20 protein-coding genes and 2 tRNA genes are annotated in these 21382 nt (G+C 71.6%); 11 read left to right on the top strand and 11 right to left on the bottom strand.

Annotated elements, in window-relative coordinates; all coding sequences use genetic code 11:
- The first annotated feature begins 7 nt into the window (after window positions 1-7).
- From aroA to ACH4MY_RS34150, 3 genes are all read left to right on the top strand, one after another.
- On the top strand, window positions 8-1339 hold the full coding sequence (gene aroA / locus ACH4MY_RS34140; protein WP_398008142.1) for a 3-phosphoshikimate 1-carboxyvinyltransferase: 1332 nt from the start codon (window positions 8-10) through the stop codon (window positions 1337-1339).
- 3 nt (window positions 1340-1342) lie between these two features.
- Window positions 1343-2356 carry a ribosome small subunit-dependent GTPase A gene (gene rsgA / locus ACH4MY_RS34145; RefSeq protein ID WP_398008143.1) on the top strand — a complete coding sequence of 338 codons (1014 nt, stop codon included), beginning with the start codon at window positions 1343-1345 and terminating at the stop codon, window positions 2354-2356.
- A gap of 92 nt (window positions 2357-2448) precedes the next feature.
- Window positions 2449-2772, top strand: coding sequence for a DMT family transporter (locus ACH4MY_RS34150; RefSeq protein ID WP_398008144.1), 324 nt, complete (start codon window positions 2449-2451; stop codon window positions 2770-2772).
- Here the strand turns inward: ACH4MY_RS34150 and ACH4MY_RS34155 are convergent.
- Window positions 2664-3317 carry a TetR/AcrR family transcriptional regulator gene (locus ACH4MY_RS34155; RefSeq protein WP_398008146.1) on the bottom strand — a complete coding sequence of 218 codons (654 nt, stop codon included), beginning with the start codon at window positions 3315-3317 and terminating at the stop codon, window positions 2664-2666. The genes ACH4MY_RS34150 and ACH4MY_RS34155 overlap by 109 nt on opposite strands.
- A gap of 121 nt (window positions 3318-3438) precedes the next feature.
- Here ACH4MY_RS34155 and hisN point away from each other — a divergent pair, with 121 nt between their 5' ends.
- Complete coding sequence (hisN, locus tag ACH4MY_RS34160) at window positions 3439-4248, top strand: histidinol-phosphatase (protein WP_398008147.1); 810 nt, start codon at window positions 3439-3441, stop codon at window positions 4246-4248.
- 176 nt (window positions 4249-4424) lie between these two features.
- Window positions 4425-4811: a cyclic nucleotide-binding/CBS domain-containing protein gene (locus tag ACH4MY_RS34165; protein WP_398008148.1), complete on the top strand. Its 387-nt coding sequence runs from the start codon at window positions 4425-4427 to the stop codon at window positions 4809-4811.
- A 60-nt stretch (window positions 4812-4871) separates the two neighbouring features.
- On the opposite strand, the gene ACH4MY_RS34170 is transcribed toward ACH4MY_RS34165, so the two are convergent.
- Complete coding sequence (locus ACH4MY_RS34170; protein ID WP_398008335.1) at window positions 4872-6323, bottom strand: catalase; 1452 nt, start codon at window positions 6321-6323, stop codon at window positions 4872-4874.
- A 125-nt stretch (window positions 6324-6448) separates the two neighbouring features.
- Here ACH4MY_RS34170 and ACH4MY_RS34175 point away from each other — a divergent pair, with 125 nt between their 5' ends.
- Window positions 6449-6868, top strand: coding sequence for a Fur family transcriptional regulator (locus ACH4MY_RS34175; protein ID WP_398008150.1), 420 nt, complete (start codon window positions 6449-6451; stop codon window positions 6866-6868).
- Window positions 6869-7010: 142 nt separating this feature from the next.
- Here ACH4MY_RS34175 and ACH4MY_RS34180 read toward each other — a convergent pair.
- The 4 genes from ACH4MY_RS34180 to ACH4MY_RS34195 form a co-directional block, all read right to left on the bottom strand.
- Window positions 7011-7084 (bottom strand) — tRNA-Met (locus ACH4MY_RS34180).
- Between the two features lie 59 nt (window positions 7085-7143).
- Window positions 7144-9126 (bottom strand): tetratricopeptide repeat protein, encoded by a 1983-nt coding sequence (locus ACH4MY_RS34185; RefSeq protein ID WP_398008151.1) that lies wholly within the window; start codon window positions 9124-9126, stop codon window positions 7144-7146.
- Between the two features lie 204 nt (window positions 9127-9330).
- A tRNA-Met gene (locus tag ACH4MY_RS34190) sits at window positions 9331-9404 on the bottom strand.
- Between the two features lie 45 nt (window positions 9405-9449).
- Window positions 9450-12353, bottom strand: a complete 2904-nt coding sequence (locus ACH4MY_RS34195) for a UPF0182 family protein (protein WP_398008337.1) — start codon at window positions 12351-12353, stop codon at window positions 9450-9452.
- A 135-nt stretch (window positions 12354-12488) separates the two neighbouring features.
- Between ACH4MY_RS34195 and ACH4MY_RS34200 the strand changes: the two genes are divergently transcribed.
- Window positions 12489-13040, top strand: a complete 552-nt coding sequence (locus ACH4MY_RS34200) for a PPA1309 family protein (protein WP_209496718.1) — start codon at window positions 12489-12491, stop codon at window positions 13038-13040.
- A 126-nt stretch (window positions 13041-13166) separates the two neighbouring features.
- Here the strand turns inward: ACH4MY_RS34200 and ACH4MY_RS34205 are convergent, their stop codons facing one another.
- From ACH4MY_RS34205 to ACH4MY_RS34220, 4 genes are all read right to left on the bottom strand, one after another.
- A complete protein-coding gene (locus ACH4MY_RS34205) occupies window positions 13167-14255 on the bottom strand; it encodes a PDZ domain-containing protein (RefSeq protein ID WP_398008153.1) in 1089 nt (362 codons plus the stop codon).
- A 65-nt stretch (window positions 14256-14320) separates the two neighbouring features.
- A complete protein-coding gene (locus ACH4MY_RS34210) occupies window positions 14321-14551 on the bottom strand; it encodes a hypothetical protein (protein WP_398008348.1) in 231 nt (76 codons plus the stop codon).
- A gap of 150 nt (window positions 14552-14701) precedes the next feature.
- Window positions 14702-15163, bottom strand: coding sequence for a molybdenum cofactor biosynthesis protein MoaE (locus tag ACH4MY_RS34215; RefSeq protein WP_189836164.1), 462 nt, complete (start codon window positions 15161-15163; stop codon window positions 14702-14704).
- Between the two features lie 126 nt (window positions 15164-15289).
- A complete protein-coding gene (locus tag ACH4MY_RS34220) occupies window positions 15290-16399 on the bottom strand; it encodes an SDR family oxidoreductase (RefSeq protein WP_398008154.1) in 1110 nt (369 codons plus the stop codon).
- A gap of 214 nt (window positions 16400-16613) precedes the next feature.
- Here ACH4MY_RS34220 and ACH4MY_RS34225 point away from each other — a divergent pair, with 214 nt between their 5' ends.
- The 3 genes from ACH4MY_RS34225 (at window position 16614) to ACH4MY_RS34235 (ending at window position 19581) form a co-directional block, all read left to right on the top strand.
- A complete protein-coding gene (locus tag ACH4MY_RS34225) occupies window positions 16614-18047 on the top strand; it encodes a zinc-dependent metalloprotease (RefSeq protein WP_398008155.1) in 1434 nt (477 codons plus the stop codon).
- Window positions 18044-18565: an NUDIX hydrolase gene (locus ACH4MY_RS34230; protein ID WP_398008157.1), complete on the top strand. Its 522-nt coding sequence runs from the start codon at window positions 18044-18046 to the stop codon at window positions 18563-18565. Before ACH4MY_RS34225 ends, ACH4MY_RS34230 begins: the two co-directional genes overlap by 4 nt.
- Before the next feature lie 245 nt (window positions 18566-18810).
- Entirely contained in the window at window positions 18811-19581 is a 771-nt protein-coding gene (locus ACH4MY_RS34235) for an SDR family NAD(P)-dependent oxidoreductase (protein ID WP_398008159.1), read from the top strand.
- A gap of 91 nt (window positions 19582-19672) precedes the next feature.
- Here ACH4MY_RS34235 and ACH4MY_RS34240 read toward each other — a convergent pair whose 3' ends face one another.
- Window positions 19673-20569 (bottom strand): ScbA/BarX family gamma-butyrolactone biosynthesis protein, encoded by an 897-nt coding sequence (locus tag ACH4MY_RS34240; RefSeq protein ID WP_398008161.1) that lies wholly within the window; start codon window positions 20567-20569, stop codon window positions 19673-19675.
- 124 nt (window positions 20570-20693) lie between these two features.
- Here ACH4MY_RS34240 and ACH4MY_RS34245 point away from each other — a divergent pair, with 124 nt between their 5' ends.
- Window positions 20694-21371 (top strand): ScbR family autoregulator-binding transcription factor, encoded by a 678-nt coding sequence (locus ACH4MY_RS34245; protein ID WP_398008163.1) that lies wholly within the window; start codon window positions 20694-20696, stop codon window positions 21369-21371.
- Window positions 21372-21382 lie beyond the last annotated feature (11 nt).

Here is a 21382-nt window from a genome sequence, read left to right on the forward strand (position 1 = left end):
GAGTTCCATGACCGCAGCTGCTTCCGCGCACACCGACCCGTCCACCGACCTCTGGCCCGCCCCGTACGCCCGCGGCGCCGTCGACGCGACCGTCACCGTGCCCGGATCGAAGTCGGTCACCAACCGCGCCCTGGTCCTCGCCGCGCTGGCCTCCGAGCCCGGATGGCTGCGCCGCCCGCTGCGCTCCCGCGACACCCTCCTGATGGCCGAGGCGCTCCGCACCCTCGGCGTCAAGATCGAGGAGGGCGTGGGCCCCGACGGCTCCGGCGAGGCCTGGCGGATCCTGCCCTCCCCGCTGCGCGGCCCCGCGACCGTCGACGTCGGCAACGCCGGTACGGTCATGCGCTTCCTGCCCCCGGTCGCGGCGCTCGCCGACGGCCCGGTGCGCTTCGACGGCGACCCCCGCTCCCACGAGCGCCCGCTGCACGGCGTGATCGACGCGCTGCGCGCGCTCGGCGCCCGCGTCGACGACGAGAGCCGGGGCGCGCTGCCCATGACGGTCCACGGCGCCGGTGGTCTGGACGGCGGCACGGTCGAGATCGACGCCTCCTCGTCCTCCCAGTTCGTGAGCGCGCTGCTGCTGTCCGCGCCCCGCTTCAACCAGGGCGTCGAGGTACGGCACGTGGGCTCGCGACTGCCCTCGCTGCCCCACATCCGGATGACGGTCGACATGCTCCGCGCGGTCGGCGCCCAGGTCGACGAGCCGGAGCACGGCGGCGCCCCGAACGTGTGGCGGGTGGCCCCGTCCGCGCTGCGCGGCCGGGACCTGGTCGTCGAGCCCGACCTGTCGAACGCGCAGCCGTTCCTGGCGGCCGCCCTGGTGACCGGCGGCCGGGTGACGGTCCCGGACTGGCCCGCGCGAACCACCCAGCCCGGTGACGCGCTGCGGGAGATCTTCACCGAGATGGGTGGCTCCTGCGAGCTGACCGAGGCGGGTCTGACCTTCACCGGCACCGGCCGGATCCACGGCATCGACGTGGACCTCGGCGAGGTCGGCGAGCTGACGCCCGGCATCGCGGCGGTCGCCGCCCTCGCCGACTCCCCGTCCACCCTGCGCGGGGTCGCCCATCTGCGGCTGCACGAGACGGATCGGCTGGCTGCGCTCACCAAGGAGATCAACGAGCTGGGCGGCGATGTGACCGAGACCGAGGACGGTCTCCACATCCGCCCGCGCCCGCTGCACGGCGGCGTCTTCCACACGTACCACGACCACCGCATGGCGACGGCGGGCGCGATCATCGGCCTCGCGGTCGAGGGCGTGGAGATCGAGGACGTGGCGACGACGGCGAAGACCTTGCCGGACTTCCCGACGATGTGGACCGAAATGCTCGGGGCCTGAACCATGCGGCGTTACGGCAAGAACACCGACGAGGACGACATCCGCCAGCGGCCCAACCGCAAGGGCACCCGTCCCCGGACCACCATCCGGCCCAAGCACGAGGACGCCGTCGAGGGCATGGTCCTCACCGTCGACCGCGGTCGGCTGACCTGTCTGGTCGACGACCGGATCATCACGGCGATGAAGGCGCGCGAGCTGGGCCGCAAGGCGGCCGTCGTCGGCGACCGGGTCTCGATCGTCGGCGACCTGTCCGGCGAGCGCGACACCCTGGCCCGGATCGTGCGGATCAGCGAGCGCAGCTCGGTGCTGCGCCGCACGGCCGACGACGACGACCCCTACGAGCGGGTGGTCGTCGCCAACGCCGATCAGCTGGCGATCGTCACCGCGCTCGCCGACCCCGAGCCGCGCCCCCGGCTGATCGACCGCTGTCTGGTCGCCGCTTACGACGGCGGCCTCACCCCGCTGCTCGTCCTGACCAAGTCGGACCTGGCGTCGCCGGACGCGCTCCTGGAGATGTACGGCGCGCTCGGTGTGCCGTACGTGGTGACCACCCGCGACGAGTTCGTCGACGGGGTCGCGGCCGAGCGGGTCCACGAGCACCTCAAGGGCCGGACCACGGCGTTCGTCGGGCACTCCGGGGTCGGCAAGACGACGCTGGTGAACGCTCTGGTCCCGGCGGACCGGCGGCGGTCCACGGGTGTCGTCAACGCGGTCACGGGCCGCGGCCGGCACACCACCACCTCGGCCCTCGCTCTGCCGCTCAACGACAAGGAGGGCGGCTGGGTCATCGACACCCCGGGCGTCCGCTCCTTCGGTCTCCACCACGTCGATCCGTCCCGGGTGATCCTCGCCTTCCCCGAGCTCGTGGCGGGTACGGAGAACTGCCCGCGCGCGTGCAGCCACGACGAGCCGGACTGCGCGCTCGACGCGTGGGTGACGGAGGGCCACGCCGATCCGGCGCGGCTGGTCTCGCTGCGGCGACTGCTCTCGACCCGGGAGCGACGCGAGGGCGACTGAGCCGTCCGCGTTTACGGACGACCACGACCGGTAAGTGCATAATCGCACCAAGTGCGACGAAGCAGTCACCGACGGCGTGGGAGGCACTGACGATGGCGTGGCTGCTGGTGGTGGTGGCGGGCTTCCTGGAGACCGGTTTCGCGGTCTGCCTCAAGCTCTCTCACGGTTTCACCCGGCTGTGGCCGACCGTCGCGTTCGCGGCCTTCGCCCTGGGCAGCTTCGGCCTCCTCACGCTCGCGCTGCGGAAGCTCGACGTGGGTCCGGCGTACGCGGTGTGGACCGGGATCGGGGCGGCCGGGACGGCGATCTACGGAATGATCTTCCTCGGCGACGTGGTCTCCACGCTCAAGATCGTCTCGATCAGTCTGGTCGTCGCCGGGGTCATCGGGCTCCAGCTCTCCGGCTCGGCGCACTGACCGTCCGCCCGCCACCCTCCCAGGGAGGGGATCGTGGGCGCCACGACATGACTGAGGGCGAGCCGTACGACGAGCTCGCAGCCGGCCGCCCACCGTTCTCCCGCACAGGCCGCGGTCGCCGCCACCAGTTCGCCCGGCGCGGGCGGTCCCTCGTCGGCACGGCGCTGGGCGGGAACGGCCGCGGGGCGCGCGCCGGGTCTGGCCGGCCGGGGCGCCGGAAGCCGCTCGTCCCAGGCTCCGGTGAGCAGGGCCCGCAGCACGGGCCGGGCGGCGGCCCGGGTCACGATCCACTCCGCGACGGCGACGAGGTTCCGCTCCGGCGGGGCCGGGGCGTCGAGCAGCCGCCGGACGCCCTGGAGATAGGTGTCCGCCTCCCGCCGTACGAGGGCGCGGGCGAGCCCCTCCTTGCTGCCGAACTCGTTGTAGAGGGTCTGCCGGGAGACCCGGGCGGCCACCGCGAGATCGGCCATCCGCACGGCGGACCACGGCCGGTGCGCGAGCGCGGCGAGCGCGGCGTCGAGCAGGGCCTCGCGGGCAGTCAGCATCGGCGCCTCCCGGACCGGGGAATCGTTTCGGTCCTCAGCGTCGACAGACGTCCGGGCACTGTCAAGGGCCGCCGGTGGACGGTTCTCCGCGTGGGGATCACACGGAGATAGAGTGCCGACCATGGCCGATTACCACGATGATCTGCGTCTCGCCCATGTCCTCGCGGATGCCGCCGACGCGGCCACCATGGACCGGTTCCAGGCACTCGACCTCAAGGTCGAGACGAAGCCGGACATGACTCCGGTGAGCGAGGCCGACAAGGCCGCCGAGGAACTGATCCGCGGACAGCTCAAGCGGGCCAGGCCGCGCGACGCGATCCTGGGCGAGGAGTACGGCGTGGAGGGCTCGGGTCCCCGGCGCTGGGTGATCGACCCGATCGACGGCACGAAGAACTACGTGCGGGGTGTACCCGTATGGGCGACCCTGATCTCTCTGATGGAGGCCGGGGAGACCGGTTTCCAGCCGGTGGTGGGCGTGGTGTCGGCCCCCGCGCTCGGCCGGCGCTGGTGGGCGGCGAAGGGCCTCGGCGCGTACAGCGGACGCAGTCTGGCCTCCGCGAGCCGGATCGGGGTCTCCAGGGTCGCCTCCCTGGAGGACGCCTCCTTCGCGTACTCCTCGCTGAGCGGCTGGGAGGAGCAGGGCCGCCTGGACGGTTTCCTCGACCTCACGCGCGCGTGCTGGCGGACCCGGGCGTACGGCGACTTCTGGCCGTACATGATGGTCGCCGAGGGTTCGGTGGACATCTGCGCCGAGCCGGAGCTTTCGCTGTGGGACATGGCGGCGGTGGCGATCGTGGTGCAGGAGGCGGGCGGCACGTACACGGGTCTGGACGGCCGGCACGGTCCGCACAGCGGCAACGCGGCGGCGTCGAACGGCCTGCTCCACGGCGAACTGCTGAGCTATCTGAACCAGGAACCCGCCAGGGACTGACCGTTCCCCGGGCGGACGCCCCTCACCGAGCGCCGCCCGCACCCCCCGGGGGCGCCTCACGCGCCCCCTTGTCGGACCCCTCCCCCGGTGCCACTCTGAGAGTCCCCCCACTTGTGAACTTGTGAATCGGTTCTCGTTGAAGGCGGGAACGTTTCACCAAGGAGGTGGCTCCGCCCATGCTCGTCCGTGACGCCATGAGCACCGTGGTCCTCACCATCGGCCCCGCCCACACCCTCCGACAGGCCGCCCGGCTGATGGCGGCGCGGCGCGTCGGCGCGGCCGTCGTCCTGGACGGGGACGCCGGACTCGGCATCCTCACCGAACGGGACATCCTCAACTCGCTCGCCCTCGACCAGGACCCCGACCACGAGACCGCCGACGCCCACACCACCCACGAGGTCGTCTTCGCCGCCCCCACCTGGACCCTGGAGGAGGCGGCCGAGGCCATGACGCACGGCGGCTTCCGTCATCTCGTCGTCCTCGACGACCGGGGTCCCGTCGGCGTCGTCTCGGTGCGCGACATCATCCGTTGCTGGAGTCCGCTGCACAGCGTCGCGGGGTGACGCGAGAGCGGGCCGGACTCCGTACGGAGATCCGGCCCGCTCTCTCTACGACAAGCGCCCTCAGCCGCGCAGGGCCTGGACCGCGGCCTCCAGCCGCTTGCCGAAGTCGCCATCCGCCCGGCGGAAGTTGTCGATCGCCCGCTCGGCGATGTCGTCGCGCGAGACCTTGGCGATGAAGCCCGCGAGGTTTCCGACCAGACGGCCCTTCTCGCCCTCCGACATCAGGCGGTAGAGGGTGCCCGCCTGCACGAAGTCGTCGTCCTCGGGGTGGACCCGGGCGGCGTGGTTCCCGGTGCCGCCGGTGACCGGGGCGGTCTGCCACAGCGGCCGGTCCGTCTGGAACGGGCCGCCGAAGGAGTTCGGCTCGTAGTTCTTCGCGCCCTTGTGGCGGCCGTCGTACAGGTGGCCGTCGCGGGAGTGGGTGCGCGCCTCGGTGGCGTGCGGACGGTTCACCGGCAGGTGGTCGGCGTTGATGCCGACGCGGTAGCGGTGGGCGTCGCCGTAGGCGAAGAGCCGGCCCTGGAGCATCTTGTCCGGGGACGGGCCGATGCCGGGCACGAAGTGCGCCGGGCTGAAGATCGACTGCTCGACCTCGGCGAAGACGTTCTCCGGGTTGCGGTTGAGCTCCAGGGTGCCGATCTCGACCGGCGGGTAGTCCTCGTGCGGCCACACCTTGGTGAGGTCGAACGGATTGAAGCGGTACTCCGCCGCGTCGGCCGCGGGCATGATCTGGACCTGCACGGTCCAGCTCGGGAAGTCGCCGCGCTCGATGGCCTCGCGCAGGTCGCGCTGGTGCGAGTCGGGGTCCTCGCCGGCGAGCCGGTTGGCCTCGTCCTGGGTCAGGTTCTTGATGCCCTGGTCGGTCTTGAAGTGGTACTTGACCCAGAAGACCTCGCCGGCCTCGTTGTTCCACTGGAACGTGTGCGAGCCGTAGCCGTTCATGTGGCGGTACGAGGCGGGGATGCCGCGGTCACCGAAGAGCCAGGTGACCTGGTGGGTCGACTCCGGGGAGAGGCCCCAGAAGTCCCAGACGTTGTCCGGCTCCTGCGAGCCCGAGTACGGGTCGCGCTTCTGGGTGTGGATGAAGTCGGGGAACTTGATGGCGTCCTTGATGAAGAACACCGGGGTGTTGTTGCCGACGAGGTCGTAGTTGCCCTCCTCGGTGTAGAACTTCAGCGCCCAGCCGCGCGGGTCGCGCACCGCGTCGGCCGCACCGAGGTTGCCCGCGACGGTGGAGAACCGCAGGAACGTCTCGGTCTCCTTGCCGACCTCGGAGAGGAACTTCGCGCGGGTCCACCGCGAGACGTCACGGGTGAGCGTGAAGGTGCCGTAGGCGCCCGCACCGCGCGCGTGGACCACGCGCTCCGGGATGCGCTCACGGTTGAAGTGGGCGAGCTTCTCCAGGAGGAGCTGGTCCTGGACGAGGACGGGACCGCCGATGCCCGCCGTCTCGCTGTTCTGGTTGTCGGCGACCGGCGCGCCGGCCTCCGTGGTGAGCGGTCCCTGCGTCACGTACGCCTCCTGCGTCCTGTCCTGCGCTGCCACGACCGACCCTACAATAGACATTGTCTAAGTCAAGTGAACTTCTAAAGTCACACCCGTTCGGGATCATGGCCCTCGACTGTTAAGCTGCGCCCATGAGTGACCTGTTGGAACGACTGCGCGGACGCGGCTGGCGGATGACCGCGCAGCGCCGCGTCGTGGCCGAAGTCCTCGACGGCGATCACGTACACCTCACCGCCGACGAGGTCCACGCGCGCGCCGTGACGCGGCTCCCCGAGATCTCGCGGGCGACCGTCTACAACACGCTGGGCGAGATGGTCACCCTCGGCGAGGTCATCGAGGTCGCCACCGACGGCCGCGCCAAGCGCTACGACCCCAACGCCCACCGGCCGCACCAGCACCTGGTCTGCGGCCGCTGCGGGGCGATCCGCGACGTCCACCCGGGCGGCGACCCGCTGGCGGACCTGCCGGACACCGAGCGCTTCGGTTTCACGATCTCGAACGTCGAGGTCACGTACCGGGGCATCTGCCCGAGCTGCGCCGGCACCGCCTGACACGCCCGACACGCCTTCACGACGAAGCCCCCGCTCCGGCGGGGGCTTTCTCGTGCGGTCGTACGTCTGGCCGCGCACGCCGCACACACGACGAAGGCCCGGATCCGATCGAAATCGGATCCGGGCCTTCGTTGCCACTGAGTAGCGGGGACAGGATTTGAACCTGCGACCTCTGGGTTATGAGCCCAGCGAGCTACCGAGCTGCTCCACCCCGCGTCGGTAGACACGACTCTACGGGACGGCCCCCGACCAGCGCAAATCCGTTAAGAGGGCCCCTAAGCGGTGAGCTCCTGGTGCAGCGCCTCGCTCAGCCGGGCCGCCCGCTCGGCGACCTCCGCGGGACCCAGCTCCACCGCACGGGCGCACCAGAGCCGCCCCTCGGTCAGCTCACCGCGACGGGCCGCGAGCAGGGCGAGCCGGAGCGCGGCACGGCCGTGACCGGCCCGGGCGGCCCGGGTCCACCAGAGGGCGGCCTCGCGCTCGCTGCCCTCGCGGGCGAGGAGCAGCCCGAGGTTGAAGGCGCCGTTGCGACTGCCCGCCTCCGCCGCCTCGCGGTACCAGCGGTCGGCCTCGGCCAGGTCGCCGCGCCCGGCGGCGAGCATGCCGACCCGCACCTGGGCGCGCCGGTGCCCCTGCTGGGCCGCCCGCTCGTACCACTCCTCGCACTCGGTCTTCTCCTCCCGGGGCGCGCCGAGGACGGCGGGACCGGGGTCGGGCCGGCGCGCGTCGAGCACCGAGGCGAGCCGGAAGGCGGCCTCGGCGCTGCCGCCGCCTGCCGCGCAGCGCAGGTGCCGCTCGGCGGTCCGCTCGTCGCCGTCCCTGAGGGCGGCGATGCCGACCTGGAGGGCGGCCTCGGTGTGCCCGGCGGCCGCGGCCCGCTCGTACCAGACGAGGGCCGTACGGTCGTCGTCACGGCCCGCGTGGAGGATGCCCAGGTTGAAGGCGGCGTCGACGCTGCCCGCCTCGGCGGCCTTGGAGAACCAGGGCTCCGCGCCGTTGGCGTCGCCGGCCTGGAGGAGCAGCACGGCGAGCGCGTTGGCGGCCTCGCGGTGGCCCGCGTAGGCGGCCCTGCGGTACCACTGCTCGGCCTGCGGGATGCGGTCCTGGGCGGCGCAGAGCAGCCCGAGGTTGTAGGCGCCGTTCACGTCGCCGGCGTCCATGGCGGCCCGGTACCAGCGCTCGGCGGTCTGCTGCTCGCCCCGGGCGGCGTGCAGCGCGCCGAGGGCGTTGGCGGCGTTGCCGTCGCCGTCCTGGGCGGCCCGCAGCCACCACACGGCGGCGCTCTCCTCGTCGCCCGCGTCGCGGAGCAGGAAGCCGAGCGCGCAGGCCGCCTTGGCCTCACCCTCCTTGGCGGAGCTGAGGTACCAGCGGCCGGCCTCCTTGAGCTCGCCCCGGTGCTCCAGGATCGCGCCGAGGTGGAGCGCGGCCCGCCGGTGACCGCGCGCGGCGGCCTGGCGGTACCACTGCTCGGCCTCGGTGGGCTCTCCCCCGGGCTCGCCGACGGCGCGTCCGGCGGCCGCCGGGCCGCCCGGCGGCCCGGCGGTGCCGGCCGCACCGGTGGGCACGATCGCGCCGGTGCCGGGCACCCGCAGCCGGGTGCCGGTGTCGTGGGGGCCGCGGGTCGTCTCGGTGCCGCGGCGCTCCAGGGCGAGGGCGAGCCGGTACGCGGCCTCGCGGTGGCCCTGTTCGGCGGCGGCGCGCAGCCAGCGCTCGGCGCCGACGTCGCTGCGGTGCTCCAGGAGGTCGGCCAGGGCGTAGGCGCCGAGGGCGTGGCCCTGTTCGGCGGCCTGGCGCAGCCAGTACTCGGCGGCGGGCTCGTCGCCGCGCTCGCGGTGGTGGCGGCCGAGCGCGTGGGCGGCGGGCGCGGAGCCGGCGACGGCGGCGACCCGCCACCAGCCGGCGGCCTCCTCGGCGTAGCCGCGCTGGTGCAGCAGGACCCCGAGGTTGTTCGCGGCGGCGCGATCGCCCTCGGCGGTGGCTCCCCGCAGATAGGGCTCGGCGCCGTCGAGGTCTCCGCGGCGCAGCAGCAGCGCGCCGAGGGCGCTCATCGAGGCGAGGTCACCGCGCTCGGCGGCCCGTCGGTGGCGGGCCTCGGTCTCGGTCTCGTTCTCGGTGTCGGCATCGGTCTCGGCGGTGGTGTCGACGGCCGCATCGACGGCCCCTACTGCCTCGATGATCTCGTCTGCGGCGTTCCTGGAGTGCCGCTGCACAAACCGCCCTGTCTCCAACAGAGTTGCCCTGTCCCCCATAAATACCATCGTCGCACCACCCGCAACCCGAGCACACCTGGTATACCGCAGCCAGTGAGGTCACTCAGCGTTTTGTCGACATGCCCACAGAGAGACAAGTCAAACACGACTCACGCCAACTCGCCCCTTCCCTACCGCTCTTCGAGCCCCCCGCGCACGCCGACACACGACGAGGGCCCGGATCCTTATGGATCCGGGCCCTCATCCTCTGAGTAGCGGGGACAGGATTTGAACCTGCGACCTCTGGGTTATGAGCCCAGCGAGCTACCGAGCTGCTCCACCCCGCGTCGGTGAACCAACAGTACCACGGTCGCGGGGTGGAAAACCTCAGGTCAGCCGCTTGATCCCGTTGTCTTGAGCTTCGCCCCGGCGTCGGCCGCCCGCTGGAGGGCCGCCTGGAGGTCCTCCTGCGCCTTGCCGTACGCGGTCCAGTCGCCCTTCGCCAGAGCCGCCTCGCCCGCGTCGTACGCCTTCTGGGCGTCGGAGATCGCCTGCTTCAGCGCGGCGTCGTTCGAAGCCGGCGGCGGGTTGGTGGTGCCCGGCGGGGTCGTCGGTGAGGTCGGCGGCGGCGTGGTGGGCGCCTCCACCCCGAAGACCGCGTTGAGCGCCTTGGTGAGGTTGTCCTCGAACACCGTGGTGTCCTTGGTCGTGTCACCTTCCGGCTGGTCCGCGTCCACGTAAGACACCGCGACCTTCTTCAGGAGCGGGTAGAGCGCGTTGCGTCCCTGGGCGTACACCGGCTCCACGTACAGGAACCCGCCGTCGAGCGGGACGGTCAGCAGGTTGCCGTACTGGATGTCGGAGTCGGCGCCCTTCATGTCCCGGACGAAGGTGGCCACGGAGGGCAGACCGTTGAGCTTGCTCTGCACCTGCGCCGGGCCCGGCACGTCCTCGGTGACCCGCAGCAGTCTCAGCCGGCCGTACTCCTTGCTGGTGGCATCGGCGTCGACCGCCATGAAGCCGCCCAGGTTGGGCCGCCCGTTCGGCGTGAACGTCGTCGTCAGCGAGAAGCGCTGCGCCGTGTCCCCGGGCATCTTCATGCTCAGGTAGTACGGCGGGACCGCGTTGCCGTCCTTGTTGGTCGGGTCGTCCGGCACCTGCCAGGCGTCCGAGCCGCTGTAGAACTGCGCGGGGTCGGTGACGTGGTAGCGGGTCAGCAGCTCACGCTGGACCTTGAACATGTCCTGCGGGTAGCGCAGGTGCTTCATCAGGTCGGCGTTGATCTCGGACTTGGCCTTCACCGTGTCCGGGAACGCCTTCATCCAGGTCTTCAGGACCGGGTCCTGGGTGTCCCACTGGTAGAGGTTCACCGTGCCGTCGTAGGCGTCGACGGTGGCCTTCACCGAGTTGCGGATGTAGTTGACCTGGTTCTGCTGGGCGACGACCGCGCGCTGCTGGTTGCCGACGGTCAGCGAGTCGGCCGTGGTGTCGCCGAGCGTGGTGCGCGAGGCGTACGGGTAGCCGTTGGTCGTCGTGTAGGCGTCGATGATCCACTGGATCTTGCCGTTCACGACCGCCGGGTAGGCGTCGCCGTCGATGGTCAGCCACGGGGCGACCGCCTCGACGCGCTCCTTGGGCGTGCGGTTGTAGAGGATCCGCGAGCCCTCGCCGATGGCCCCCGAGTAGAGGATCTGCGGCTCGCTGAAGGCCACCGCGTACGCGGCGCGATTGAAGGTGCTGGAGAGGTTGACCCCGCTCTTGCCCTCGTAGCTGGTGGTCTTCTCGCCGTTCTCCTCGTAGTCCAGCTCCTTCTGCGGGCCGCCCACGATCGAGTACTGGTCGGTCTTCTCGCCGTAGTAGATCCGCTGCTGGTACGGGCCGAGCATCCCCGTGGTCGGCAGGCCGGCCTCGGTGAAGACCGGGGAGCCGTTGGCGTCCGTCTGGGTACCCGAGGCCATGATCGCGCCGTAGCCGTGGGTGTAGGTGAAGTGGTCGTTGATCCAGTTCCGCTTCGGGATGCCCTTGATGTTGAGCTCACGCAGACCGACCACGGTGTCCTTGCCCGCGTAGCGGTCGACGTCCAGGGTCGTCGGGAACTGGTAGTACTTCCGCTTCTGCTCCAGCTGCTGGAACGTCGGCGACACGATGTTCGGGTCGAGGACGCGGTAGCTGGCCGCCGAGTCGGCGTCCGTGCGCAGCTGGTCCTTGGCCTTCACCGTCGACTTGCCCGAGTAGTTCTCCGGCTTCGTCCCGTCGATCGCGTACGCCTTGCGGGTCGCGTCGATGTTCTTCTGGATGTACGGCGCTTCCTTGGCCTGCTCGTTCGGCTGGACCTGGAACTTCTGCACGATGGCCGGGTACAGGCCGCCGATCAGGATCGCGGAGAGCACCATCAGCCCGAAGCCGATCACCGGCAGCTGCCAGGTGCGGCGCCAGAGCGTCGCGAAGAAGAGCACGGCGCAGATCGCGGCGATGCAGAACAGGATGGTCTTCGCCGGCAGGTAGGCGTTGGCGTCGACGTACCGCAGACCCGTCCAGTTGCCGGTGGCCTTGAAGTCGCTGGACTTCACCGCCAGGCCGTACCGGTCGAGCCAGTACGCCACGGCCTTCAGCGACACGAAGACACCGAGCAGCACCGACAGGTGGCCGGTGGCCGCGGCGGTGGCCCGCGCGCCGGGGCTGGTGATCCGCAGCCCGCCGTACAGGTAGTGCGTGAGCGCGGCGGCGATCAGCGACAGGATGGCGGCGGCGAAGCCGAAGGCGAGGAGGAAGCGGTACCAGGGCAGGTCGAAGGCGTAGAACGACACGTCGAGCCCGAACTGCGGGTCCTTCTGGCCGAACTTCACGCCGTTGACCCACATCAGCCAGGTGCGCCACTGGCCGGAGGCCGACGCGCCGGCGATCAGCGCCACCAGGGCGGTGACCGCGAGCAGCACCCACTTCTTGAACGGGGCCAGGCCCATCCGGTACCGGTCGAGGCTCTGCTGCTCCAGCGACATCGCGCTGAGCGGCGGCCGCAGCCGGTACGCCAGCCAGATGTTCAGGCCGACGGCGAGCCCCATCAGCAGACCGAAGACGGCGAAGAGCCCGATCTTGGTCCAGAGCGTGGTGGTGAACACGGACGAGTAATTGACCGAGCGGTACCAGAGCCAGTCCGTCCAGAACCCGGCGAACATCACGAACGCCATGGCCAGGACGGCCAGCACCCCGAGTGTCATGAGCAGGGTTCGGGCCCGCCGGGACGGCCGGCCGACTCTCGTCCTCGGCCCGGACGGGCTACCGCCGCGGTCCGGCATCTGGAAAGCCAACGTGCGCCCCTCGATGTTGATGCGTCTGAAAGCAGGCCCCGCGATCGTAGAGCCCACTGATGCAACTTACTGAGGCTTTACCTAGTTCCCGTGTTCAGGGGAAGAGGAGGCAGGATGTTGGTCATGTCCAACGTTTCCCCCTCCGGCCCGGCAATGGCCGCGAGCCCCCTCACCCGCGCGGTGCTCGAGATCGACGAGTACGCGGCGGGCCTCGGCTGGGACCAGCCGGCCCGCCTCTTCGCCCTGGTCGACACCGCACGGCTGCGCGCCAAGGAACCCGCGCTCGCCTCCCAGCTGGGCCTGGGTGACGACGCCACCGCCTACACCCCGATCGAGCAGGACAAGCTGCCGCGCGGGAAGCCCCTCGACGAATTCCTCGGCACCATCGCCTGGCCCGCCGGCGTGGCCGGCTGCGCCATGACGGTGGAGCGGCTCATGCTGCCCCCCTCGGCCGAGGCCCAGGTCCCGCAGGGCCTGAACGAGAAGCAGCTCGCCAAGTGGGTGGCCGCCCACCCGGACCGCCAGGAGGTGCGGATGACCGTGGCGGTGCTGCGGGGCGGCGCGCGCGAGGCGGCGATCCGGCTGCGCGAGAAGGACACCGCGACCGAGGTCCTGACCGGCCCCGACCTGGTGCCGGGCCTCGCGGAGGCCCTGACGGCGACCTTCGAGTCCTGACACCCGGCTCTCCGCCACCCGGCTCTCATCGAAGAAGGGGCTCCCGGTCGGCCCGACCGGGAGCCCCTCTCATGTCCACGCGCATGTCCACGCGCATGTCCACGCGCATGTCCACGCGCGCGTGGGTCAGCTCTTCGAGCAGCTCGGCAGCGACTTCGTGTCGCCCTTGCGGAGCTTCTCCAGGGACTTCGTGGCGTCCTCGATGGTGTCCACCTTGACGAGGGTGAGCCCGTCGGGGGTGTCCGCGGCGGCGGACTCGCAGTTGTCGGCCGGGGTGAGGAAGTACTCGGCGCCGGCGTTGCGCGCGCCGACCAGCTTCATCTCGATACCGCCGATCGGGCCGACCTCGCCCGCGTCGTCGATGGTGCCGGTGCCGGCGATGAACCGTCCGCCGGTGAGGCTCTCCGGGGTGAGCTTGTCGACGATGCCGAGGGCGAACATCAGGCCGGCGCTGGGGCCGCCGACATCGGCCAGGTTGATGTCGATGGTGAACGGGAAGACGTGGTCGGTGCCGGCCTGGATGCCGACGACGGCGCGGTCGCCCTCCTCGGAGGTGGTGGTCGTGATGACCACCTTCCGGGTGACGGTCGGCTCCTTGCGGGCCTTCTCGGCGGCGGCCGCCTCCTTGGCGGGGACGATCGTGAACTCGACGTCCTGGCCGGGCTTGCGCTTGACGACCTGCTTGGCGACGTCGGCCTGCTCGGCGATCGGCACCCCGTCGACGGCCTTGATCACGTCACCCGCGTGCAGCTTGCCCTCGGAGGGCGAGCCCTTGAGCACAGTGCCGACCACGACGCGGGAGACGAACGGGATCCCCAGCTCGTCGAGGGCGGCCACCTTGGCGCTCTCCTGCGACTGGCTGAACTCCTCGGCGTTCTCCTGGCTCGACTGCTCCTCGGTCTTGCCGTCCGGGTAGAGCGTGTCGTGCGGCACCACCACGTTGTCGTGGGCGAGCCAGCCGTAGACGGCCTCGACGGCGTTCATCTTGTAGTCCGCGCTGGTGACCCGGACCGTCGTCATGTTGAGGTGGCCGTCGGTCGGGTAGGTCTTGCGTCCCGAGATCTGCAGGACGGGCTCTCCCCTGGCGTCGCCGAGGGTGTTGACCGTGGGGCCCGGGCTCATCTCCGCGTACGGCACCGGGATCAGAACGCCCGCGATGAGCAGACAGATCAGGACCAGGGTGGAGGCGAGCATCGTCGCGGTGCGGCGTGGCATGGAACGACAGTACGGGACTCGTCTGTGGGTGCACCCCTGGGGCGGGTCCGTACGAGGGGCCGACGTCAGCTCGACGGCGACGTGGTGACACTCGCGGCCGCGGCGGCCGGTTCGCGCTCCACGTGAGCGGAATCGGGGGTCGTGACGTGGGAGCGTTCCATCGCGTCCCGGAAGCGCGCGTAGCCGGCGAGTTCGGCCACGTCACCTATGGTCTTGTTCCTCGAAGCCCAGCTTCCCCATATCGCCGCGCCGACGACTGCGAAAAGCGGAATCAGCAACCAGGCCAGCGCTGCCATCCCGACCTCCCATCCCCAGTGAGTTGATCAGCAGACTGTGTCATCTGTGAGGTCAACGCTCGCGCTTGGGGGGCGGTTACGCAAATCGGGCGTTCGGCTACGCCCTGTCGGCGCGTCGCCTTGCCGCCCGGGGAGGCGACGGTGGCGGTCTCAGCAGGCTCCGACCCACTCCTCGGTACCGTCCGAGAAGGTCTGGTGCTTCCAGATGGGGACCTCGTGCTTGAGGTCGTCGATGAGCTTGCGGGAGGCCTCGAAGGCCTCGCCTCGGTGGGGGCAGGAGACCGCCACGACGACCGCGATGTCACCCACCCGCAGGTCGCCCACACGGTGCACGGCGGCCAGCGCGCGCACCGGATAGTCGGCGACGACCTTCTCCGCGACCCGGCGCAGCTCCGCCTCGGCGGTGGGGTGGCAGGAGTAGCCCAGCGCGTCGACGTCCGCTCCGCCGTCGTGGTTGCGCACGGTGCCCACGAAGAGCGTCGTGCCGCCGGAGGCGTCGTCCCCGACCGCCCGGAAGACCTCGTCGAGGGAGAGCGGCGTCTCCCGGATCGCGAGGAGCTTGATCGGGTCGGCGGCGGCCTGCTCGCCGGGGTGGTCATGCGTGGGTGCCATACGCCCATCGTGCCCCACGCGCGCGACATCCCGGAATAGCGGTTTCGACCGGCGGTCGGAGCCGTCCGTAGGAGGGTCCTACAGACCGCCGCCCGGCGCGGCACCGGGGCCGCCGGTCGAGCCGGGTCAGATCCCGCGCCGCTTGCGCATCTGGCGGACGAGGGCGGCCGTACCGAGCAGCGCCACCGTCGCTCCGGCCGCGCCCGCCGCCGTCGCGTCCTTGCGGCCCAGGCGGCGGCCGGCGACCGTGTGGCGGCCCTCGACCTCCTCCAGGAGCGCGGCGAGGACCTCCTCGTTCGTCCACTTCGGCCGCCAGCCCGCGTCGTGCAGCCGTCCGACGCTCACCACCCAGGGGTGCATGGTGTAGGCGAGGTCACCGGCCGGGGACGGGGTGAGCCCGATCCGGTGGAGCCGGGCCGCCGCGCCGAGGGCGACGGCGGAGGGCAGCTCCATGCGCCGGATCCCGGAGAGCTCCTCGACCTCCTCCTGCTCCAGCCAGCCCTCGCAGCCCACCGCGAACTCCCCGTCGACCTTCTCGAGGGCCGCGTACTCCAGGGCGCTCACCAGGTCCTCCACATGGCAGAACTGCCAGGTGGGCCGGGAGCCGGCGACGACGAGCAGCCGGGGCGACTCGAAGTAGCGGGTCAGCGCCGTGTCCGTACCCCCGACGAGGACGGCCGGGCGGACGACGGTGACGTTGAGGCCGGGGTGCGCGCGGGGTGCCCGGCGGCCCAGGCGCTCGATCTCCAGCATGTCGCCCACGCCGGTGGCCTCGGCCGTGGCCCTGAGCTCGGCGTCCTCGGAGAGCGGGATGTCGTTGTCGGGCAGGGCGCCGTAGACCATCGAGGAGGTGCACAGCACCACCCGGTGGACGCCGGCCGCCGCCGCGGCGGTCAGCACGGTCTGCGTGCCGCGCACGTTGTAGGCCGTTCGGGCGGCGGGGTCGGTCTCCAGGTCGAGATCGACGGCGAGGTGCACGACGACGTCCGCGCCGCGCAGCTTCTCGGCGATGGCCGGGTCGCGCACGTCGAGGATGTGCCACTGCGCCTCGGCGACCTCGCCCCGGCGCTCGTCGATGGCGACGACCTTCTTGATCTCGTCGGAGGCGGCGAGGCGCCTGGTCAGCAGGTCACCGACGCCGGAAGCGGCGCCGGTGACCGCGACGACGGGGCCGCGCGCGGCGGACCGGGTTGAGTGGTTTCGCGCTCCGCGAACCTGTGGATCTGGGGAACTCACCGGGCGTCTCCAGCGGTTGTCTTCAGTACGTACACGGATGACGCGTACGGACCAGGTGGCGTCCATCCTGCCGCAGGGCACGGCCCGGCGGAGCACCGAGCCCATTTCCGGCCCGGATGTCTACGCTGGTGGTGTGCGGGGCCTGTCTGGACAGGCCCTGGTCGGGCAGTCGCCGTCGGCAGGAGGCCGGCGGCCCTACGAGCCGAGGAAACCTGTGAGTGACACCCCATTCGGATTCGGCCTTCCGCCGGAGGAGCCGGAGAACGGCGACGAGGGCAAGAAGAAGGACCCCGCCGGAGGTGGCCAGGGGTCCGGTGGCCAGGGCGGCGGCAACCCCTTCGGGGCGAACCCGTTCGGCTTCGGCGGGCTGCCCGGCATGGGCGGTCCCGGCGGCGCGGACAACCCGTTCGCGGCGATGTTCGGCTCGCTGAACCCCAACGATCTGGGCGCGGCCTTCCAGCAGCTCGGGCAGATGCTGAGCTACGAGGGCGGTCCCGTGAACTGGGACATGGCCAAGCAGATCGCGCGCCAGGTGGTGGCACAGGGCACCGCGGACGGCACCAAGGACGCCAGCGTGGGCCCGGCGGAGAAGGCGGCGGTCCAGGAGGCCGTGCGGCTCGCCGACCTGTGGCTGGACGGCGTGACCTCGCTGCCCTCGGGGGCGAGCACGGCCGTGGCGTGGAGCCGCGCCGAGTGGGTCGAGGCGACGCTGCCGGCGTGGCAGCAGCTCGTGGACCCGGTCGCCGAGCGGGTCGGCGCGGCGATGGGCGATGTCCTGCCGGAGGAGATGCAGGCCATGGCGGGCCCGCTGATCGGCATGATGCGCTCCATGGGCGGCGCCATGTTCGGCCAGCAGATCGGGCAGGCCGTGGGCGCCCTCGCCGGTGAGGTCGTCGGCTCGACCGATGTCGGTCTGCCGCTCGGACCCGCCGGCCGGGCCGCGCTGCTGCCGCTGAACATCGAGGCCTTCGGCAAGGACCTGGGTGTGCCCTCCGACGAGGTGCGGCTCTACCTGGCCCTGCGCGAGGCCGCCCACCAGCGGCTCTTCGCGCACGTGCCGTGGCTGCGCGCGCATCTGTTCGGCGCGGTCGAGGGGTACGCGCGCGGGATCACCGTCGACACCTCGAAGCTGGAGGAGGCGGTGGGCCAGCTCGACCCGACGCACCCGGAGCAGCTTCAGGAGGCCCTCCAGCAGGGCATGTTCCAGCCGGAGGACACCCCGGCGCAGAAGGCGGCGCTGGCCCGTCTGGAGACGGCGCTCGCGCTGGTCGAGGGCTGGGTGGACGCGGTGGTCCACGAGGCCGCCAAGTCGCGGCTGACCTCGGCGGACGCGCTGCGTGAGACGCTGCGCCGGCGACGGGCCTCGGGCGGTCCCGCGGAGCAGACCTTCGCGACGCTGATCGGTCTGGAGCTGCGTCCGCGGCGGCTGCGGGACGCGGCGCGCCTGTGGGCCTCGCTGACCGACGCGCGCGGCGTGGACGGCCGGGACGGTCTGTGGGAGCACCCGGACATGCTGCCGACGGCGACCGACCTGGACGACCCGGACGGCTTCGTGCACCGCGAGCACCTGGACTTCTCGGAGCTGGACAAGATGCTCGGCGAGGCGGCCAAGGGCGATGCCCCGGAGGACGGGGACGGCAAGGAGTGACTCTGCACGACGACGCGGTCCTCGTGCTCAAGGGGTACGAGGACCAGCCGGAGCTGCGTGATCTGTACCTGGAGCACCTGGCCGCCCACGCGGACGGCATGTACAAGCCCTGCGGGGCCGGGCATCTGACGTCCAGCGCGCTGGTGGTCGACCCCTCGCGCGGGCGCGTGCTGCTGACCCTGCACAAGAAGCTGGGCATGTGGCTGCAGATGGGTGGCCACTGCGAGCCGGGGGACGCGACCGTGGAGGCCGCCGCGCTGCGGGAGGCCACCGAGGAGTCGGGAATCACGGGGCTGACCCTGCTGCCGGGCGGCCCGGTGCGGCTCGACCGGCATCCGATCCCGCCGCCCTGTCACTGGCACCTGGACGTGCAGTACGCGGCGCTGGCCCCGGCCGGTGCGGTGGAGCAGATCAGCGAGGAGTCGCTGGACCTGCGCTGGTTCGCGTACGGGGAGGTGGCTGGCGTGGCGGACACGTCGGTGGTCCGTCTCCTGGAGAACACGCTGGCGCGCCTGTAGCGCGAGATACGGGGAGGGGGGGGGGGGGGGGGGGGGGCGCGGCCCCCCCCCCCCCCCCGCGGGGGGGGGGGGGGGGGGGGGGGGTGGGGGGGGGGGGGGGGGGGGGGCGCCGGGGGCGCCCCCCCCCCCCCCCCCCCCCGCCCCCGCCCCGCCCCGCACTTGACTCACCCTTGACCTGACATACCTTCCCTTTACCTCGGGGGAGAACGGCTCCGCCGGGCCCGCCCGGTGGCAGCATCGGCGACATGAGCGATACGGGTGGGTTACTGAGGGACAAGGTCATTCTGGTCACGGGGGCGAGCAGCGGAATCGGTGCCGCCGCCGCGTACCTCTTCGCCCGCGAGGGCGCGTCGGTGGTCCTCGCCGCACGCCGGCGGGACAGGCTCGACGCCCTCACGGCGGAGCTGAACGCCAAGGGCCTGCGGGCCACTTCGGTGGTGTGCGACGTGACGCGCGCCGAGGACGCCCGGCGCGCGGTCGAGCACGCCGCACAGCACTTCGGCCGCCTCGACGGCGCCTTCAACAACGCCGGCGTCGGCGGGGACCAGACACCCCTGCACGAGATGGCGGACGAGGTCTACGACACCATCCTCGGCACCAACGTGCGGGGACTGTGGAACTGCCTGCGCGCCGAGATCGGCGCGATGCTCGCGAGCGGCGGCGGCGCCATCGTCAACAACAGCAGCGTCGCCGGCCTGGTCGCGATCCCCACCGCCGCCCCCTACGTGGCGTCCAAGCACGCGGTGGTCGGCTTCACCCGCGCCGCGGCCGACGAGTACGCCCGCCAGGGCATCCGCGTCAACGCGCTCGCGCCCGGCTCGACCCGCAGCGAGATCACGGCCGACTGGTACGCCCGCAACCCCGGCCTGGAGGACGCGGTCCACGCGCTCACCCCCCAGGGCCGCACCGCGGCGCCGGAGGAGGTGGCCGAGGCCGCGGCCTGGCTGCTCAGCGACCGCTCCTCCTACGTCACCGGCACCGTGATGCCGGTGGACGGCGGCTACGTCAACCGCTGAGCACCGCCCGGCGTTCCCCGGCGGGAACAGCGGTGAGGGGGCGGCGGCGGTCCGTCACGGACCGCCACCGCCCCCTCGCCGCGTGCCGGAACTACCGGCGGCAGTCCATGGTGACGGAGAACGTGCGCTCACCGTTCTGCGTGCCGGTGACCTCCACACGGACGGTGGACTCGTCCGTCGCCGGGACCAGGACGGTGTCGATCAGACACGGCGCGTCGAACTCCACGTAGGAGTCGAAGGTGCTCATGACCCGCAGGGGCCCGTGCCCCGGTCCGGTCACCGCGTGAGCGGCCTGGTAGGCCGCCTCTATCAGCACGAGACCGGGCACATGGTCGACCCGGTGGTCGTAGAGCGCGGGGTTGGACACGTCCATCCGCAGCTCCCAGCGGTCCGCGACCCCGGTGGGAGCGAGCACCACCTCGTGTTCACGGCCACGCCCCACGGTGTGCGCCGCGACGGGGCGCGGCACGGCCGCCTCGCCCCACGGGACCTCGGCGTGCGCCCCGCGCAGCCGGCGGTAGGCGCCCGGGGCGATCCAGCTGAAGTCGAGGAGGGACTCGGCCACCAGCCGGCCCTCCGAGAGGATCGACAGCTCGACCCGTAAGGACCGGGGGTTGTTCCTTCTGAACGTCAGAAGAATGAACAGGTTGTCCGGTTTGTTTTTTGGATCGTAAAAATCGCTGGAGACCTGGAAGTCCATCCACTCCATCAGCGTCTGGTGCGACAGCGGCACCGAGAGCTCGGCATGCCCGATGAGCAGGCAGCTCTGACGGATCGTCTGGGCGAGCAGCAGCTGCACCGAGTCGCCGAAGATGCCGCCCTGCGGCCAGCGTGCGCTCACCGCGTAGCGACCGGATCCGAGCGTGGACCAGTTCGTGAGAAGGACGGCGTCCGTCCTGTGCAGATGCACGAACTCCTTGGGAAGGCGCTGTGCGGGAGCCGCGATCTCGTGGACGACGTGGCTGTGCCGCTGGCGATCGGAAAGCAAAGTTTTAGGCATGATCCCCCCCTGGGTCAGGCCGAGATGAGGTGCCGGGGTCCGGCGCGAGATAATATACCGCGTAAGCGGTCCTTTTTTCGATAGTTGATTGCACAAGTGCTTAGGGGTGGCTGTGGCGCAGCAGGAACGAGCGATCCGGACCCGGAGGATCATCCTGGAGGCGGCGGCCGCGATCTTCGACGAACGCGGATACGAGTCGACGACCATCGCCGAGATCCTGGAACGGGCCGATGTGACCAAGGGGGCCCTGTACTTCCACTTCCCCTCCAAGGGCGATCTGGCGCGCGGGGTCCTGGCCGCCGCGGTCACCACCGACGGCGTCCGCCCCCAGGCCATCAAGCTGCAGGAGCTCATCGACATCGTGCTCCTGCTGGCCTACCGGCTGCCCCGGGAGCCCATGCTGAGCGCCGCCCTGCGCATGGCGGTCGACCTTCCCTCCCGCCGCCAGTTCGGCACCCGCTGGAACGACTGGGCCGAGCTGCTCACCGAGTTCCTCAAGGAGGCCAAGGAGCGCGGGGAGGTCCGCCCGGAGGTCGACGAGGAGCAGACCGCCCGGATGCTGGTGTGCTGCTGGACCGGCGTCCAGGTGGTGACCGAGGGCCTTCCCGGGAGTTACGACCTGCCGAGCGAGATCGCCTCGCTCTTCCGGCTCATCCTGCCGACCATCGCGGACCCCGACATCCTGCCCTGGCTGGAGGTTTCGGCCGAACGGGCCGCCGATCTCCACAACGACATGCCGGCCTGGCGCGCCGAGACGGGCGACTCCGACTTCGTCGGCCTGGCTCCCTGAACCCTGCGGGC

The organism is Streptomyces sp. NPDC017246, from assembly GCF_044331325.1.
In the GTDB taxonomy this organism is placed as follows: Bacteria; Actinomycetota; Actinomycetes; order Streptomycetales; family Streptomycetaceae; genus Streptomyces.